13 protein-coding genes are annotated in these 14,023 nt (G+C 65.4%); 7 read left to right on the forward strand and 6 right to left on the reverse strand.

Annotated elements, in window-relative coordinates:
- The first annotated feature begins 25 nt into the window (after positions 1 to 25).
- A complete protein-coding gene (locus ACUVYZ_RS11590) occupies positions 26 to 4,858 on the forward strand; it encodes an NAD-glutamate dehydrogenase (RefSeq protein ID WP_439934616.1) in 4,833 nt (1,610 codons plus the stop codon).
- A gap of 20 nt (positions 4,859 to 4,878) precedes the next feature.
- On the opposite strand, the gene ACUVYZ_RS11595 is transcribed toward ACUVYZ_RS11590, so the two are convergent.
- The 5 genes from ACUVYZ_RS11595 to ACUVYZ_RS11615 all read right to left on the reverse strand — a co-directional run bounded on the left by ACUVYZ_RS11595 (position 4,879) and on the right by ACUVYZ_RS11615 (position 8,339).
- A complete protein-coding gene (locus tag ACUVYZ_RS11595) occupies positions 4,879 to 5,445 on the reverse strand; it encodes a YceI family protein (protein WP_439934617.1) in 567 nt (188 codons plus the stop codon).
- A 79-nt stretch (positions 5,446 to 5,524) separates the two neighbouring features.
- Positions 5,525 to 6,079, reverse strand: a complete 555-nt coding sequence (locus tag ACUVYZ_RS11600; protein ID WP_439934618.1) for a YceI family protein — start codon at positions 6,077 to 6,079, stop codon at positions 5,525 to 5,527.
- Between the two features lie 16 nt (positions 6,080 to 6,095).
- Positions 6,096 to 6,659 carry a cytochrome b gene (locus tag ACUVYZ_RS11605; protein ID WP_439934619.1) on the reverse strand — a complete coding sequence of 188 codons (564 nt, stop codon included), beginning with the start codon at positions 6,657 to 6,659 and terminating at the stop codon, positions 6,096 to 6,098.
- A 165-nt stretch (positions 6,660 to 6,824) separates the two neighbouring features.
- A complete protein-coding gene (locus ACUVYZ_RS11610) occupies positions 6,825 to 7,727 on the reverse strand; it encodes a hypothetical protein (RefSeq protein WP_439934620.1) in 903 nt (300 codons plus the stop codon).
- A 39-nt stretch (positions 7,728 to 7,766) separates the two neighbouring features.
- Positions 7,767 to 8,339: a LemA family protein gene (locus tag ACUVYZ_RS11615; RefSeq protein ID WP_439934621.1), complete on the reverse strand. Its 573-nt coding sequence runs from the start codon at positions 8,337 to 8,339 to the stop codon at positions 7,767 to 7,769.
- Between the two features lie 321 nt (positions 8,340 to 8,660).
- Here ACUVYZ_RS11615 and ACUVYZ_RS11620 point away from each other — a divergent pair, with 321 nt between their 5' ends.
- The 3 genes from ACUVYZ_RS11620 to ACUVYZ_RS11630 are packed head-to-tail and all read left to right on the forward strand — an operon-like array spanning position 8,661 to position 9,680.
- Positions 8,661 to 8,978, forward strand: coding sequence for a DUF883 family protein (locus tag ACUVYZ_RS11620; protein ID WP_333844464.1), 318 nt, complete (start codon positions 8,661 to 8,663; stop codon positions 8,976 to 8,978).
- Between the two features lie 10 nt (positions 8,979 to 8,988).
- Positions 8,989 to 9,387 carry a phage holin family protein gene (locus ACUVYZ_RS11625; RefSeq protein WP_333844462.1) on the forward strand — a complete coding sequence of 133 codons (399 nt, stop codon included), beginning with the start codon at positions 8,989 to 8,991 and terminating at the stop codon, positions 9,385 to 9,387.
- Complete coding sequence (locus tag ACUVYZ_RS11630) at positions 9,384 to 9,680, forward strand: YqjK family protein (RefSeq protein ID WP_439934622.1); 297 nt, start codon at positions 9,384 to 9,386, stop codon at positions 9,678 to 9,680. The genes ACUVYZ_RS11625 and ACUVYZ_RS11630 overlap by 4 nt, the downstream gene beginning before the upstream one ends.
- 15 nt (positions 9,681 to 9,695) lie before the next feature.
- On the opposite strand, the gene ACUVYZ_RS11635 is transcribed toward ACUVYZ_RS11630, so the two are convergent.
- Positions 9,696 to 10,883, reverse strand: coding sequence for a phospholipase A (locus ACUVYZ_RS11635; protein WP_439934623.1), 1,188 nt, complete (start codon positions 10,881 to 10,883; stop codon positions 9,696 to 9,698).
- Positions 10,884 to 11,051: 168 nt separating this feature from the next.
- Here ACUVYZ_RS11635 and ACUVYZ_RS11640 point away from each other — a divergent pair, with 168 nt between their 5' ends.
- The 3 genes from ACUVYZ_RS11640 (at position 11,052) to ACUVYZ_RS11650 (ending at position 13,997) form a co-directional block, all read left to right on the forward strand.
- Positions 11,052 to 12,509, forward strand: a complete 1,458-nt coding sequence (locus tag ACUVYZ_RS11640) for a sigma-54-dependent transcriptional regulator (RefSeq protein WP_439934624.1) — start codon at positions 11,052 to 11,054, stop codon at positions 12,507 to 12,509.
- 10 nt (positions 12,510 to 12,519) lie between these two features.
- Positions 12,520 to 12,768 carry a hypothetical protein gene (locus ACUVYZ_RS11645; protein WP_147799272.1) on the forward strand — a complete coding sequence of 83 codons (249 nt, stop codon included), beginning with the start codon at positions 12,520 to 12,522 and terminating at the stop codon, positions 12,766 to 12,768.
- A 266-nt stretch (positions 12,769 to 13,034) separates the two neighbouring features.
- Positions 13,035 to 13,997: an NADH-quinone oxidoreductase subunit B family protein gene (locus ACUVYZ_RS11650; protein ID WP_147799273.1), complete on the forward strand. Its 963-nt coding sequence runs from the start codon at positions 13,035 to 13,037 to the stop codon at positions 13,995 to 13,997.
- Positions 13,998 to 14,023: the final 26 nt, after the last annotated feature.

A 14,023-nucleotide genomic window follows, 5' to 3' on the forward strand; every position in this document is an offset into this window, starting at 1 on the left:
TGCAAGACCCGCTCCCGGAGCGCCCGTGAACCTGCGTGACGAAGACAACGCCGAGCTGGTCGAGGATGTCCTCGCCCTGATCCGCGCCCGCGTTCCCCTGCGGGAGCAGGCCCAGGTGGCCGAGTTCACCCGGCAGTTCTACCGGCAGGTGGACCTGGAGGACCTGCGGGAGCGGGAGACGGCCGACCTGTACGGCGCCGCCCTATCCCAATGGCATTTCGCGCGCCGCCGTTCCGGAGACGGGCCCAAGGTGCGGATCTACAACCCCCGGATTAAGGAGCACGGCTGGCAGAGCCCCCATACGGTCATCGAGCTGGTGAACAGCGACCGGCCGTTCCTGGTGGATTCCGTGCGCATGGAGGTCAACCGCCAGGGCTACACCATCCATCTCATCATCCATCCGGTGATGCGGGTGCGGCGGGACAGAGAGGGGAACCTGCTGGAGATCCTGCCGCTGGAGCCCACCGCGGCGGAGGAGGCGGAGGACGCCCGTTATGAATCCTTCATGCACGTAGAGGTGAGCCGGGAGACGGATCCGGAGGACCTGGCCCGGCTGGAGCAGGGGCTCCTCCGGGTGCTGGAGGACGTGCGCGCCGCGGTGGACGACTGGAAGCCCATGGTCCAGCGCATGCGCGAGACCGTGGAGGCGATCCGCGAGTCGCCGCCGCCCCTCGCGCGGGAGGAGATGGTCGAGGGCATCGCCTTCCTCGAGTGGCTCATGAACGATCATTTCACCTTCCTCGGCTGCAGGGACTACGATCTGGCCACCGAGGGGGGCGAGGACGTGCTCAAGGTGGTGCCGGGCTCCGGGCTCGGCATCCTGCGGGAAAAGGGGGGCGAGGCCCGGTCGGTGAGCTTCGCCATCCTGCCGCCGGAAGTGCGGGAGCAGGCGCGGGTGCCCGAACTCTTGATCCTCACCAAGTCCAACTCTCGCGCCACCGTGCACCGGCCCGGGTACATGGACTACGTGGGGATCAAGCGCTTCGACGCCGAAGGGCGCGTGGTGGGCGAGCGCCGCTTCCTCGGGCTCTACACCTCCACCGCCTACAGCGCCAGCGCCCAGGAGATCCCGGTGTTGCGCCGGAAAGTGCAGGCGGTGGTGCAGCGGGCGGGGCTGCTGCCCGGCAGCCACATGGGCAAAAACCTGCTCACCATTCTGGAGACCTATCCCCGGGACGAGCTGTTCCAGATCTCCGCCGACGAGCTCCTGCGGATCGCCATGGGGATCCTGCGTCTGCAGGAGCGCCAGCGCACGCGGCTGTTCGTGCGCCGCGACCGTTTCGGCCGCTTTCTCTCCTGCCTCATCTTCGTCCCGCGGGACAGCTACAACACCGAGGTACGCCAGCGCATGCAGCAGGTGCTGATGGAGGCGTTCAACGGCGTCTCCAGCGAATTCAGCGTGAGCCTGACCGAATCGGTGTTGGCCCGGGTGCTGATCGTGGTCCACACCCGGCCCGGGACGGTGCCGGACTACGACGTGCGGGAGCTGGAAGCGCGGCTCACGCGGGTGGCGCGCCGCTGGGAGGACGACCTGGCGGAAGCCCTCATCGCCCGGCTGGGGGAGGAGCGGGGCACGCGGCTCGCCCGCGCCTACCAGGGCGCCTTTCCGGCGGGCTACCGGGAGGAGTGCAGCCCCCGCGCCGCGGTCCACGACATCGAGATCATAGAGGGGCTCGGGGAGGAGGGCCTGGGCATGAGCCTCTACCTGCCCCTGGAAGCCCCCGAAGGTGAGTTGCGCTTCAAGCTGTTCCGGCGCGGTTCTCCGGTGCCCCTGTCCCAGAGCCTGCCTATGCTGGAGCACATGGGCGTGCAGGTGCTGGACGAGCGCCCCTACGAGATCAAGCCGGAAGGCGCCGCGCCGGTGTGGATCCATGACATGGGGCTTGCCACCGGCAAGGGCGCCGAAGTGGACATCGACGCAGTGCGGGAGCTGTTCCAGGAGGCGTTCCTGCACGTGTGGCGCGGCGAGGCGGAGAGCGACGACTTCAACCGGCTGGTGCTGGGCGCCCGCCTCCATTGGCGGGAGATCGCGGTGCTGCGGGCCTATGCCAAGTATTCCCGCCAGTGCGGAGCCGCCTTCAGTCAGGCGTACATGGAGCACACGCTGGCGGCCCATCCCGGCATCGCCGCCAAACTGATCGCCCTGTTCCACGAACGCCACGATCCCTGGCGCCCCGCGGGGGCGCAGGAACGGGCCCAGGCCTTGGCGCGGGAGATCGAGGAGGCCCTGGAAGAGGTGGCGAGCCTGGACGAGGACCGTATCTTGCGCCGCTTCCTGGCGCTCGTCCTGGCGACCTTGCGCACCAACTTCTACCAGCGAACGAGCGACGACCGGGCCAAGCCCTACCTTTCGTTCAAGCTCGATCCGTCCAAGGTGCCCGGGATGCCCGAACCCCGGCCCATGTTCGAGATCTACGTCTACTCGCCTAGGGTGGAGGGAGTGCATCTGCGGGGCGGGAAAGTGGCGCGGGGCGGCATCCGCTGGTCCGACCGGATGGAGGACTTCCGCACCGAGATCCTGGGTCTCATGAAGGCCCAGATGGTGAAGAACGCCGTCATCGTGCCGGTGGGGGCCAAGGGCGGTTTCGTGGTGAAGCAGCCGCCTCCGGGGGATGACCGGGAGGCCCTGCTCAAGGAAGGAATGGCGTGCTATTCCGTCTTCATCCGGGGACTGCTGGATCTCACCGACAACCGGATCGGAAGCCGGGTGGTGCCGCCGCAGGACGTGGTGCGCCACGACGACGACGATCCCTATTTGGTGGTGGCGGCGGACAAGGGCACCGCCACCTTCTCCGACATCGCCAACGGCATCGCCCGGGAATACGGGTTCTGGCTGGGCGACGCCTTCGCCTCCGGGGGCTCCACCGGCTACGACCACAAGAAGATGGGCATCACCGCCCGGGGGGTGTGGGAGTCCGTGAAGAAACACTTCCGTACCTTGGGCGTGGACATCCAGGCGACCGATTTCACGGTGGCGGGCATCGGCGACATGTCGGGGGACGTGTTCGGAAACGGGATGCTGCTCTCCCGCCACATCAAGCTGATCGCCGCCTTTGACCACCGGCACGTCTTCATCGACCCGGATCCGGATCCCGAGACGAGCTACCGGGAACGGGAGCGGCTGTTTCGGCTGCCCCGCTCCTCCTGGGCCGACTACGATCCGAAGCTCCTCTCCCAGGGTGGCGGCGTGTATCCCCGCAGCGCCAAGTCCATTACCCTCTCTCCGCAGGCGCGCCGGGCCCTGGGGATCGACGCAGAGGCGCTCACGCCCGCGGACCTCGTTCGCGCCATCCTCAAGGCCCCGGTGGACCTGCTCTACAACGGCGGCATCGGCACTTACGTGAAAGCCAGCGCCGAGTCCCACGCCGACGTGGGCGACCGGGCCAACGACGCCGTGCGGGTGGACGCCCGGGAGCTGCGCTGCCGGGTGGTGGGGGAAGGGGGCAACCTGGGTTTCACCCAGCGGGGCCGCATCGAGTACGCCTTGAAGGGGGGGCTGATCAACAGCGACGCTATCGACAACTCGGCCGGCGTCGACTGCTCCGACCACGAGGTGAACATCAAGATTCTGCTGGACGCCGTGGTGGCGGAGGGCGAGCTCACCGAGAAACAGCGTAACCGACTGCTGGAGGAGATGACCGACGAAGTGGCGCGGCTGGTGCTGCGGGACAACTACGACCAGGCCCAGTCCCTGGCCGTGAGCGGCGCCATGGGGGTCGCCGTGCTGGACGCCCAGGCGCGCTTCATGCGCTATCTCGAGCGGCAAGGCAAGCTCAACAGGGCGCTGGAATTCCTGCCCTCCGATGAGGAGATCGCCGCCCGCAGGAACGCCCGCATCGGGCTGACCTCCCCGGAGCGGGCGGTGCTGCTCGCTTACGGCAAGATCTGGCTGTTCAACGAGCTGATGCGGTCCAGCGTTCCCGAGGATCCCTTCATCGGCCGGGCCCTGGCGGACTATTTCCCCACGCCGCTGCGGGGCCGCTACGGGGCCCACATGGCGCGCCATCCCCTGAAACGGGAAATCATCGCCACCCACGTGGGCAACGCCCTGGTCAACCGGATGGGCAGCGCCTTCGTCCACCGGATGACGGAGGAGACCGGGGCGGCGCCCGCCGACGTGGTGCGCGCCTACGTGGCCGCCCGGGAGGTGTTCCACATGCCCGAGCTATGGCGGGAGATCGAGGCCCTGGACAACCGGGTGGCGGACCGTCTGCAGACCGCCATGCTGGTGCGCTCCAGCCGGGTGCTGGTGCGCGCCACCCTGTGGTTCCTGCGCCACCGGCTGCACGCCGCCGATCTGGAACAGACCATCGCCCGGTTCCGCGCGCCGGTGGAAGCGCTGGCCGGGGAGCTGGGGGAGCTGCTGCAGGAAGAAGACCGCGAGCGGCTCGAGGAGGAAACGAGGGAATACGCCGAGGGCGGCGTGCCGGCCGCCCTGGCGCTGCGGGTGGCCCGGCTCGAGCCCCTGTACGCGGCCCTGGACATCGCAGAAGTTTCCAGGGCCACCGGCCGTCCGGCGTCCAGCGTCGCCCAGGTGTATTTCCGGCTGGCGGCCCGGCTGCGCTTTTCCTGGCTGAGGGAGCAGGTGGGGCTGCTGCCCACGGACAGCCACTGGCAGGCGCTGGCGCGCACCACCCTGCGGGACGAGCTAGGGGAGAAACTGCGGGCCCTGGTCGCGGTGATCCTGAAGACGAGGCCGGAACTGGCGGAAGCGGACGCCCTGATCCAAGCCTGGGCGTCGGACCATCAAGGGGCCTTGGCGCGCCTGCAGCAAATGCTCACCGAGCTCCAGGCGGCCAGCCAGCCGGATCTGGCCATGCTGCTGGTGGCGCTGCGGGAGCTGCGCAACCTGGCTTGAGGCAGAGCCCGCGGGATGGCTCAATCCTTGAAGCCTTCCATCTCGATGTTGAGGGTCACCTCATCGCCCACCAGGGGCAGGGCGTAGGTCATGCCGAAGTCTGAGCGCTTGATGGTAGTGGTGGCCTCCGCCCCGCACACCTCCTTTTTCAAGCGAAAGTGCTCGGTGCAGCGGAAGGACTGCACTTTCAGCGTCACCGGCCGAGTCACCCCCAGCATGGTTAAGTTGCCGTCCACTCCGGTCAACACGCCGCTGGTGAAGCGCAGCGCCGTGGATTCGAAGCGGATCTCGGGATACCTCTCCACGTGGAAGAAATCCTCCGTCTTGAGGTGCTGATCCAGCTTTTCGTGGCCACTCGCCACCGAGGCCGGATCGATGGTGACCAGGATGTGGCCGGTGTTGTTGGCCGGGTCCAGGGTCACCTTGCCCTCGCTCCTGGTGAACTTGCCGCGGAACTTGGAGATGCCCAGGTGCCACACCTCCCAGCTCGGATAGGTGTGGCTCGGGTCCAGGGTGTAGGAGTCGGCGGCCGCCGCCCCGGTCGCCAGCGCAAGTCCCGCGAGCAAACCAAGAATGCGTCTTTCCATGGTCACCTCCAGAGCGAAGGAACAAAAAACTCAAAGCAAAGGACGCGAAGAGCGCGAAAGGAAATCTTTAGAAGCCACGCTATCGCGGCGGTCCCAACATGAGGCGGAAACGAATCTCCACTTCGTTTGCCACGGTATCGGTATCGGCCCAGATGCCTTCACCGACGCCGAAATCGAGCCGTTTGATGGGCAGGGTCCCGGTGAGTTCCAGGCCCGGGGACGCGGGCTTGGCGGTGAAGCTCACCACCACGTCCCGGGTGCGGCCCTTGAGGGTGAGCTGGCCGGTGGCCTCGTAGCGATTTTCTCCCACCTTGCGGAAAGCCGTGGAGACGAACCTGGCCGTCGGATATTGCCCTACGTCGAACCAGGCCTTGCGCTTGAGCTCCGCGTCCCCCTCCGGGTCGCCCACGGCAGCGCTTGCCACGTCGATCTCCACCTCCGCCCGCGCCTGATCGAGCCGGGCGGGGTCGAAGCGCACCCGGGCGGTGAAGCGTCGAAACTCGCCTTCCGCCGGCACCCCCATCTGCTTGCCCGCGAAACGCACCCAGCTCTTGGCGTAATCTACCTCCTGGAACGCCTGGGCCAGGGCGGTGGCCGCCAGCAGCCCAGCTATGACGATGCCCGATCGAATCATGGGAGGAATCCTCATTTCAAGCGCGTTTTCGTATCAGGCTCGCCGGCAGCATGCGCACGAGCACCTCGTCCCGGTCCACCAGATGGTGCTTGAGCGCCGCCGCCACGTGCACGCCCACCGCCACGAGCAGGGCCTTGTTGAGGACCCAGTGGACCAGAAACAGCCGCTCGGCCAGCTCTGGGTCCTTGGCCAACAGGTCGGGCAGCCGGACCAACCCCAGGTAGACCGTGGGGATGCCTTTGGCGGAGCTGCCCAGCCAGCCGATCAGCGGGATGGCGATGAGCAGCACGTAGATCAGCCCGTGGACCGCTTTCGCCGCCCGCCGCTGCCAGAGGGGAACCGAGGCGGGCAGGGGAGGAGGGGGGCTGTAGAGCCGCCAGGCGAGCCGCATCAGAACCAGCAGGAAGACGGTCACCCCGATCCATTTGTGATACGAAATCAGCCTGAGCTTGAGGGGCGACAGGGGTAGCTCCACCATCCACAATCCCAGGGAGAAAGAGCCGACGAGCAGCAGGAAGGTGGCCCAGTGCAGCGCCTGGGCCACCGGTCCATAGCGGTCGGCCGTGTTAGCCAAGGCCATCGAGCGCTTTCTCCATCACAATACAGTGGATTCGGTGCAGCGAATCCGTGCCGTCGGACCGGGATCGGTTCTCACCGGCGGGTTAGACCGCGACACGCCGAAAATATCCTCATGGCGGCATGAGCGGTTTTGAGCCTGTATTTCAAAATATTTGGACGCCCCGGGCTAGAGGAGCCCGAGCCAGAACAGGATCGCCGCCGGAGCGGCAGCCAGCAGCACCGCCAGGTGGAACCAAGCCCAGCGGCGGAAGCGCCCGGCAAGGCCCTCGGGAGGCAGATTGGAGAGCAGATAGAGCCGCCCATCCGGAGGCTTGCGCAAGACGTGGATCGAGCCCGCCGCGGACTGGAGGGCCTTGTGCCGCTCGGCCACTTCCGCCTTCGCGGCCTTGCGGGCGGCTTCCCATTCCACCAGGTCGATCTCCCCGTCCCGGTTGGCGTCGAAGCGCGCGAGCAACGCCGCCCGGTCCCGCTTCCATTCGGCGAGCAGCGCGCCCACTTCCTCCCGCGCCGCGGGCGGCCCGCCGAGGGGATCCAGGGTGACGAAATAGCCCAGGGCATAGAGGGGATCCTGCTCCAGGATCAACCATTCCCGATAGCGGTATTCCCCCCGCCGCCATTCCTGCTTGCGCGGGGTGACGATCTCGGCCTCTTCCGGGTCCACGACGCATTCGCCGCTTCCGTCGTCCAGCAGGAAGGTGTCCGGGCTCTCCCCATGGTCGAGCCGCTCCCATTTGCCGTCCGCCTGCCGGCGGTGGATCTCGTAACGAAACCACACGCACGGGAGCAGGGTCAGCTTGCTCAGGATCCGGTTGCCCGGATGGGAGCGGGCGCGCCCCAGGAGCTCCACGTACCCTTGCGCCGCCGAGGCGATCCGGGACGTGGGGGTGTCGGCGATGAACCGGTAGCGATGGAACGCGGCGAGCCAGGCCCACAGCGCCAGGACGGCGATGAGGCCCGCGGCCATGAGCCGGGATTGGGGCGCGGGACTCTCCAGCCCGAAGAGGACGATGGCCAAGTAGGCGCCCGAAGCGAGGTAATCCCCGTAGCGGCGCCGCAGCTCGCGCATCATGGCGGGCAGCGCTCGAGAAGGGGCCGCCCGGGAACCTCCCTAGGCGAACAGCTTCTTCATGTCCACGTCGCTCCTTTCCCCGTCCGAGAACTCGAGAAGCTGGAACGGCTTGAAGTTGAACAGCCCCGCGATGATGGCGTCCGGAAACTGCTCGATGCGGACGTTGTTGATGTTCACGCTCTCGTTGTAGAGCTCGCGGCGGTCGGCGATGCTGTTCTCCAACTGGGTGATGCGGCCCTGCAGGTGCTGAAAGGTCTCGTTGGTCTTGAGATCGGGATAGGCCTCGGCGACGGCGAACAGGCGCCCGAGCTCCGCCCGCAGCGCCCCTTCCGCCTGGCCGAGGGCGGCCATGTTGCCGGCCGCGTGGGCCATCTGGGACTGGGCGCGGGCCTCCATCACCCGCTGTAGAGTCTCCTGCTCGAACCGCATGTACTGTTTGCAGGTCTCCACCAGCTTGGGCAACTCGTCGTTGCGCTGCTTCAGCAAGACTTCGATGTTGGCCCAGGCTTTGGCCACGTTGTGTTTGAGGGTGACCAGGTTGTTATAGGTCACCACGGCGTAGAGCGCGATCACCCCCAGCAGCACAAGCAACGCAATCCCCAATACGCCCATAGAGACTCCTTTCCAAGAACACCCGGTCGCCGGTGCGGACAGGGCGCCCATCCGACCCCCCGAGCATTCCGAAATCAAGCTTGGCGGTGTTCGGCACCTCTTCCTTTCTCCCACTTCCATCCGGAGAGGGGAGACGATGGCCGACGGTTCCAAATTATGGGCCGGAGGCTCGCCGGGCAGTCGCACCGGGGATAAAATTGCAGTATATCCGAGCCACTCTCGCGCGAGCGAGCTCCGTGCCCGCCATTGCCTTGCGCAGGAAAAGACGGTAGGTTAACTCTATTGCATTTTCCACAAGCTCACTTAAAAGGAATTTTCATTATGAATGACACGACCTCCACGACTTCCCAAAGGGACAAGCTGATGGCCGACTTGAAGGTCGTGCTGGCCGACGCTGAGGAGCTGCTGAAGCTGACCGCCAGCCAGGCGGGCGAGCGGGTCAGCGCCGCCCGCGAGCGGGTGCAGGCCAGCCTAGAAAAAGCCAAGGTCAGGTTGGCGGAGCTGGAAGGTCTCGCCGCCGAGCGCACCCGGATCGCCGCCAAGGCGACGGACGAGTTCGTCCACGAGCATCCCTGGAAGGCGGTGGGCATCGCCGCCGGCGTGGGCTTGATCGTCGGGCTGCTGATCGGGCGCCGCTGACCCTGCCCGCATGAACGGGGATTCCGGCAGGCAGCCTGCCCAGCCGCGGCTGCTGGAATCACTCAAGGCGCTGGGGACGACCGCAGTCGCCGCGGTGGAGACCCGGCTGCGCATCCTGTCCACCGATCTGGAGGAGGAGCGCGACGCCCTGGTGCGACTGATTTTCTGGGGCACCGTTTTCTTGTTTTCCCTGTTCCTCGGCGTGGTACTGGCCGCCATGCTCATTGTCGTCGCCTTCTGGGAAAGCCAGCGGCTCGCCGTCCTGGGCGTGCTCACGGGACTCTCCCTTGGGGCCGCGGCCGCGGTAGGACTGGGGCTGCGGGCTTGGTGGCGGCGCCGGCCATCGGTTTTCGGTACCACGCTGGAGGAGCTCGCCAAGGATCGGGAGCGCCTGAGCCGGCGTACATGAACGCGCCACCGCACGATCTAGCCGCGAGGCGCGCTCGCCTCCTGGCCCAAGCCCAGCAGGAGCGGGAATTGCTGGTCGGCACGCTGGAGCGCTTCTCGCCCGCTCTCCGGCTCGCCGATCGGGCCGTCGAGACCGTTCACTACCTTCGCACCCATCCCCATTGGGTCGCCATCGCCGTGCTCCTAGCGGTGATCCTGAAGCCCCGCAGAGCCCTGCGCCTCGCCTCGCGGGCCTGGGTCGGGTGGCGGGCGCTCCGCAGTGCCCGCAGACTACTGCAGTCCCTGGGGGTGTGAGCCGGTCCGCTCGCTTTAACGCAGTAGCATGACCCCGAACCGGAACTGGGAGCGCAGCTTGCGGTTGTAGTCCAGGAGGGACTCCCCGTAGCCGTTGAAGTACTGGGCCAGCAGGTAGCCGTCGATGTTGCCGAACCCGATCCGGGTGAGGGGATAGGACAGATCCACCTGCACGCTGCCCTTGTCGCCGTCGGAGCCGAGCCGCAGGGTGGTGGCAAGCTGCCACGAGTCGGTCTTCTGCAGGGCGAGGTACAGGTCTCCGTAGCCGCGGAACTCATCGATGTCCGGGTTTTCCTCCTTGTCCAGGTATGCCCATACCCCGGGCGCTGCCACCAGGTGATAGTCCTGGCGGTTCTCGAACGTGAAGACGGGTCTCGCGTAGAGGATGTCGATGGAGCGGGACTGATCGCCGTCGCGCCCGTTGGACTCGTGACCGTAGCCGGCCTCGAGCCCCAGGCGCAGGCGGTCCCCGACGCTGCGCCACAGGCCTTCCTTGAAGTAGAAAAGCCGCGGCTTGTAGCTCGTGTCCCGGAAAGGCTTCGACTCCCGCTCCAGGTCCCAAAGGGAGGTCTGGGCATAGCCGAGGTAAATGTCTTCGATCCCGGGCAGCAGGCGCGCCAGGTCTCTGTCGGGCCTCACAAAGCGGTACTTGAAAGAAAGCTGGAACTTGGCGTTCTCGCCATCCCGCGTGCCATAGATGAAATACAGCGGTTCGTAAGGAGAGATCAGGGCGAAGGGGGCGGGCTGGGGCGGCGAGGGCTCTGCCTGCCTGATTTCCCCGGTGACGCCCTTCGTCACCGGGGCCGGCTCCGGCGCGGGCCGCACCGCCAGCAGAATGCGGTTTGCGGTCAGGCCGTCCAAAGCGAGGGTGACCATGCCGTCCAGGGAGGGGGGCAGCGTTCCTGTGTAGGCGACGCGAACGAAGGACTGGGGCGCAAGCTGTACAGCAGGAACGTCACGCGCTTCCCGGGCCTTGAGTTCCATCGGCGAGGAGGAACTGCCGGCCGAGAGCCGGGCGGAGATCACCTTCGGTACGGTGACGGTCCGGGGTGTGTTGGATTCATTCTTGAAGTACAGCTCCAGGGTCATGGTGGTGCCGGCGACGACCGGCTCGGCGGGGGCGATGACCAAAACGTCGGCGCTGGCGACGCCGGCAGCGTACAGCAGCACGGCGGCTGCCATCGTCGATGAGCATCGGGACATGACGGGGCTCCTTGGGTGACGGGTGAGCGCCCCTGACGGGTTTCGGGGGCGCCCTGCGAACCAGGCCCTGAATATACAGGATTGCCCGGGGCCCGATTTCGACCCTTTGATCTTCCTGGAAACCCTGCTAAAGTGTTAACTTAGTATACGATTTGATAAAAAGGTATTATGCAGTCCGACGGCTTTTGGACGGTTCTGGTCGTCGATGACGAGGCCCAGGTCCGGGCATCATTGACGCGCTGCCTGGAAGAGGACTACCGAGTGCTCACAGCAGCCTCTGCGCGGGAGGCGCTGGAAATCTTGAACCGGGAGGAAGTCGACCTGGTGTTGTGCGACCAGCGTATGCCCGACATGACCGGGGTCGAATTCTTTCGGGAGGCACGGGTGTCCCATCCGGAGGTCATTCGCGTCCTGATTACCGGATACACGGACCCCGACGATATCATCGGTTCCATCAACGAGGCGGCGATATACCAGTTTGTATCCAAGCCATGGCAGCCTGACCATCTTCTGCTCCTCATCAAGCGGGCGCTTGAAAGCCGCGAGCTGGCCCGGCGTCACCGCTACCTGAGCAGGGAGCTCAAGTTCAGCGACGACGTGCTGCGGCGGCAGAACGACCACATGGTCAAACTGCTCCAGGACACCTACGAATTCGACAAACTGGTGTTCGCCAGCGACAAGATGGTGGAAGTTTGCAACTTGGCGCGCCAGGCAGCTGCCACTGACCTGCCGGTCTTAATCCAGGGCGAGACCGGGACGGGAAAGGAGCTGATGGCTCGAGCGGTGCATTTCTTCAGCGCTCGAAAGGCCTTTCCTTTTCTGGCACAAAACTGCGGCGCTCTGCCCGACGAATTGCTGCACTCGGAATTGTTTGGGCACAAACGAGGCGCCTTTACCGGCGCCATCAGCGACCGCCTGGGGCTTTTCCCCGCAGCCGATGGCGGCACCGTGTTCCTTGACGAGATCTCCGAAGTGTCGCCGTCTTTTCAGGTGAGCTTGTTGAGGTTCCTTCAGGAAGGTGAGGTCAAGCCCCTGGGGTCGGATCAGACCCGGCACTGCAACGTCCGCATCATTGCCGCGTCAAACCGGCCGTTGAAAGAGCTGGTTGAACAGAAGAAGTTCCGTCAGGACCTCTATTATCGCCTGCGGGGCTTCGAGCTGAACATTCCGCCTTTGCGCGAACGGGTGGAAGATATTCCGGTGCTGGCGGAACACGCGGCGAAGAAGTACGCCAAGTCGATCAATCGGAACATCGCGGGAATATCGAACGAGGTGCTGCAGCGCCTGAAGCTCTATCCTTTTCCGGGCAACGTGCGGGAGCTCGAGAACGAAATGCGGCGCATGGTCGCCGTGGCTGAAGACGGGGAGATCCTGTCCGTCAAGCACATGTCGCCGGAGCTTGCCAAGCTGCTCCCGGCCAAGCCCGACAATGGACGGGCTGCTTTCTTGTTGGAAAAAGGAACGCTGAAGGAAAAAGTCGAGGCGCTGGAGATGCATCTGGTCTCTCAGTCGCTGCTCAAGCATAAATGGAACTACAGCCGGGCGGCGCGGGAGTTGGGTATTTCCCGCGTCGGCTTGGCCAACAAGATCAAGCGATACAAGTTGGATAAATCGGGTGCCCAATAGGAGGCTGTCCATGTCCGAAGACCGAGACGACCCGCCTGACCGAAGCGCTCCGGCAAAGACTTATCCTTTTCCCTACTCCCGCACCAACCCGCCCGCGACGCCCGGCGGCTTTAAAGATCTCGGCGTCACACCGCTTGCGCGCCAGCTGGGCCTGACGGTGGAGCAAACCAATGGCCACTGGTGCAGCCGATGCCAGGGGATCTGGTTTGGCTACACCTTGGAGGCCGAGTGTCCGGTTTGCGGCAATCGCAAGGGGTAGGCACCCCAAAAACCCTGTCCCCACGTCGTAAATTGCGCTTGCGACTGCATAGCCGCTGTAAAGAGGGTTTGCAGTCTTATCCTTCGAACACCGCCCGCGGCGGTTCGCGTCGCTGTTCCTAATTCGTTGATAAAAAGCCAGTCGTCCGTACTTCGGTCAAGTTGGCACGGGCGTTGCTGTGGCACGAAGTGAAGCGTGCGATTCAGCAGCGCCGCTGGCGCGCACGCCCAACTCACCCAACCATCAACCGAAGGAGGAGCTTCAAGATGGCCAACCTGCTCTGGCTGCAAGGAGGCGCGTGTTCCGGCAATACGATGTCGTTTCTGAACGCCGAGGAGCCCAGCGCCTGTGACCTGGTCACGGACTTCGGGATCAATATCCTTTGGCATCCGTCGCTGGGTCTGGAGTTGGGAGACAATCTCCAGAAGATCCTGCGCGATTGCGTGTCCGGCGCGATTCCTCTCGACATTTTCGTCTTCGAGGGCACCGTCGTGAACGCCCCCAACGGCACCGGCGAATGGAACCGCTTTGCCGGACGGCCGATGAAGCAGTGGGTGCGGGAGCTTGCCGATGCCGCCCAGTTTGTCGTCGCGATCGGCGACTGTGCCACGTGGGGGGGCATCCCGGCGACGGCACCGAACCCCAGCGAGTCCCAGGGACTGCAGTTTCTGAAGCGTCAGCATGGCGGATTCCTGGGCAAGGACTTCCGGGCGAAGTCGGGGCTGCCTGTGATCAATATTCCAGGCTGTCCGGCCCACCCCGATTGGGTCACCCAGATCCTGGTCGCGGTCGCCACGGGCCGCGCCAAGGACATTTCTTTGGACGACCTGCAGCGACCCAAGACCTTTTTCCAGAGCTTCACCCAGACCGGCTGCACCCGCAACATGCACTTTGCCTACAAGGTTTCCGCGACCGAGTTCGGGCAGCGGAAGGGATGCCTGTTCTACGATCTCGGCTGCCGCGGGCCGATGACGCACTCCCCCTGCAACCGGATCCTGTGGAACCGACAGTCCTCCAAGACCCGCGCTGGAATGCCGTGCTTGGGGTGCACCGAACCGGAGTTCCCGTTCTTCGACCTGGCGCCGGGCACCGTGTTCAAAACCCAGACCGTCATGGGCATTCCCAAGGATCTGCCCGCCGGTGTCGACAAGAAGGGCTACATCGCGCTGACCGGCGCGGCGAAAAACGCCGCGCCCGCGTGGGCTGAACAGGACATTTTTGTGGTTTAACAAGTTCCAGACATCTGAGGAGGCGC

The organism is Pelomicrobium sp. P1 (genome assembly GCF_052805615.1).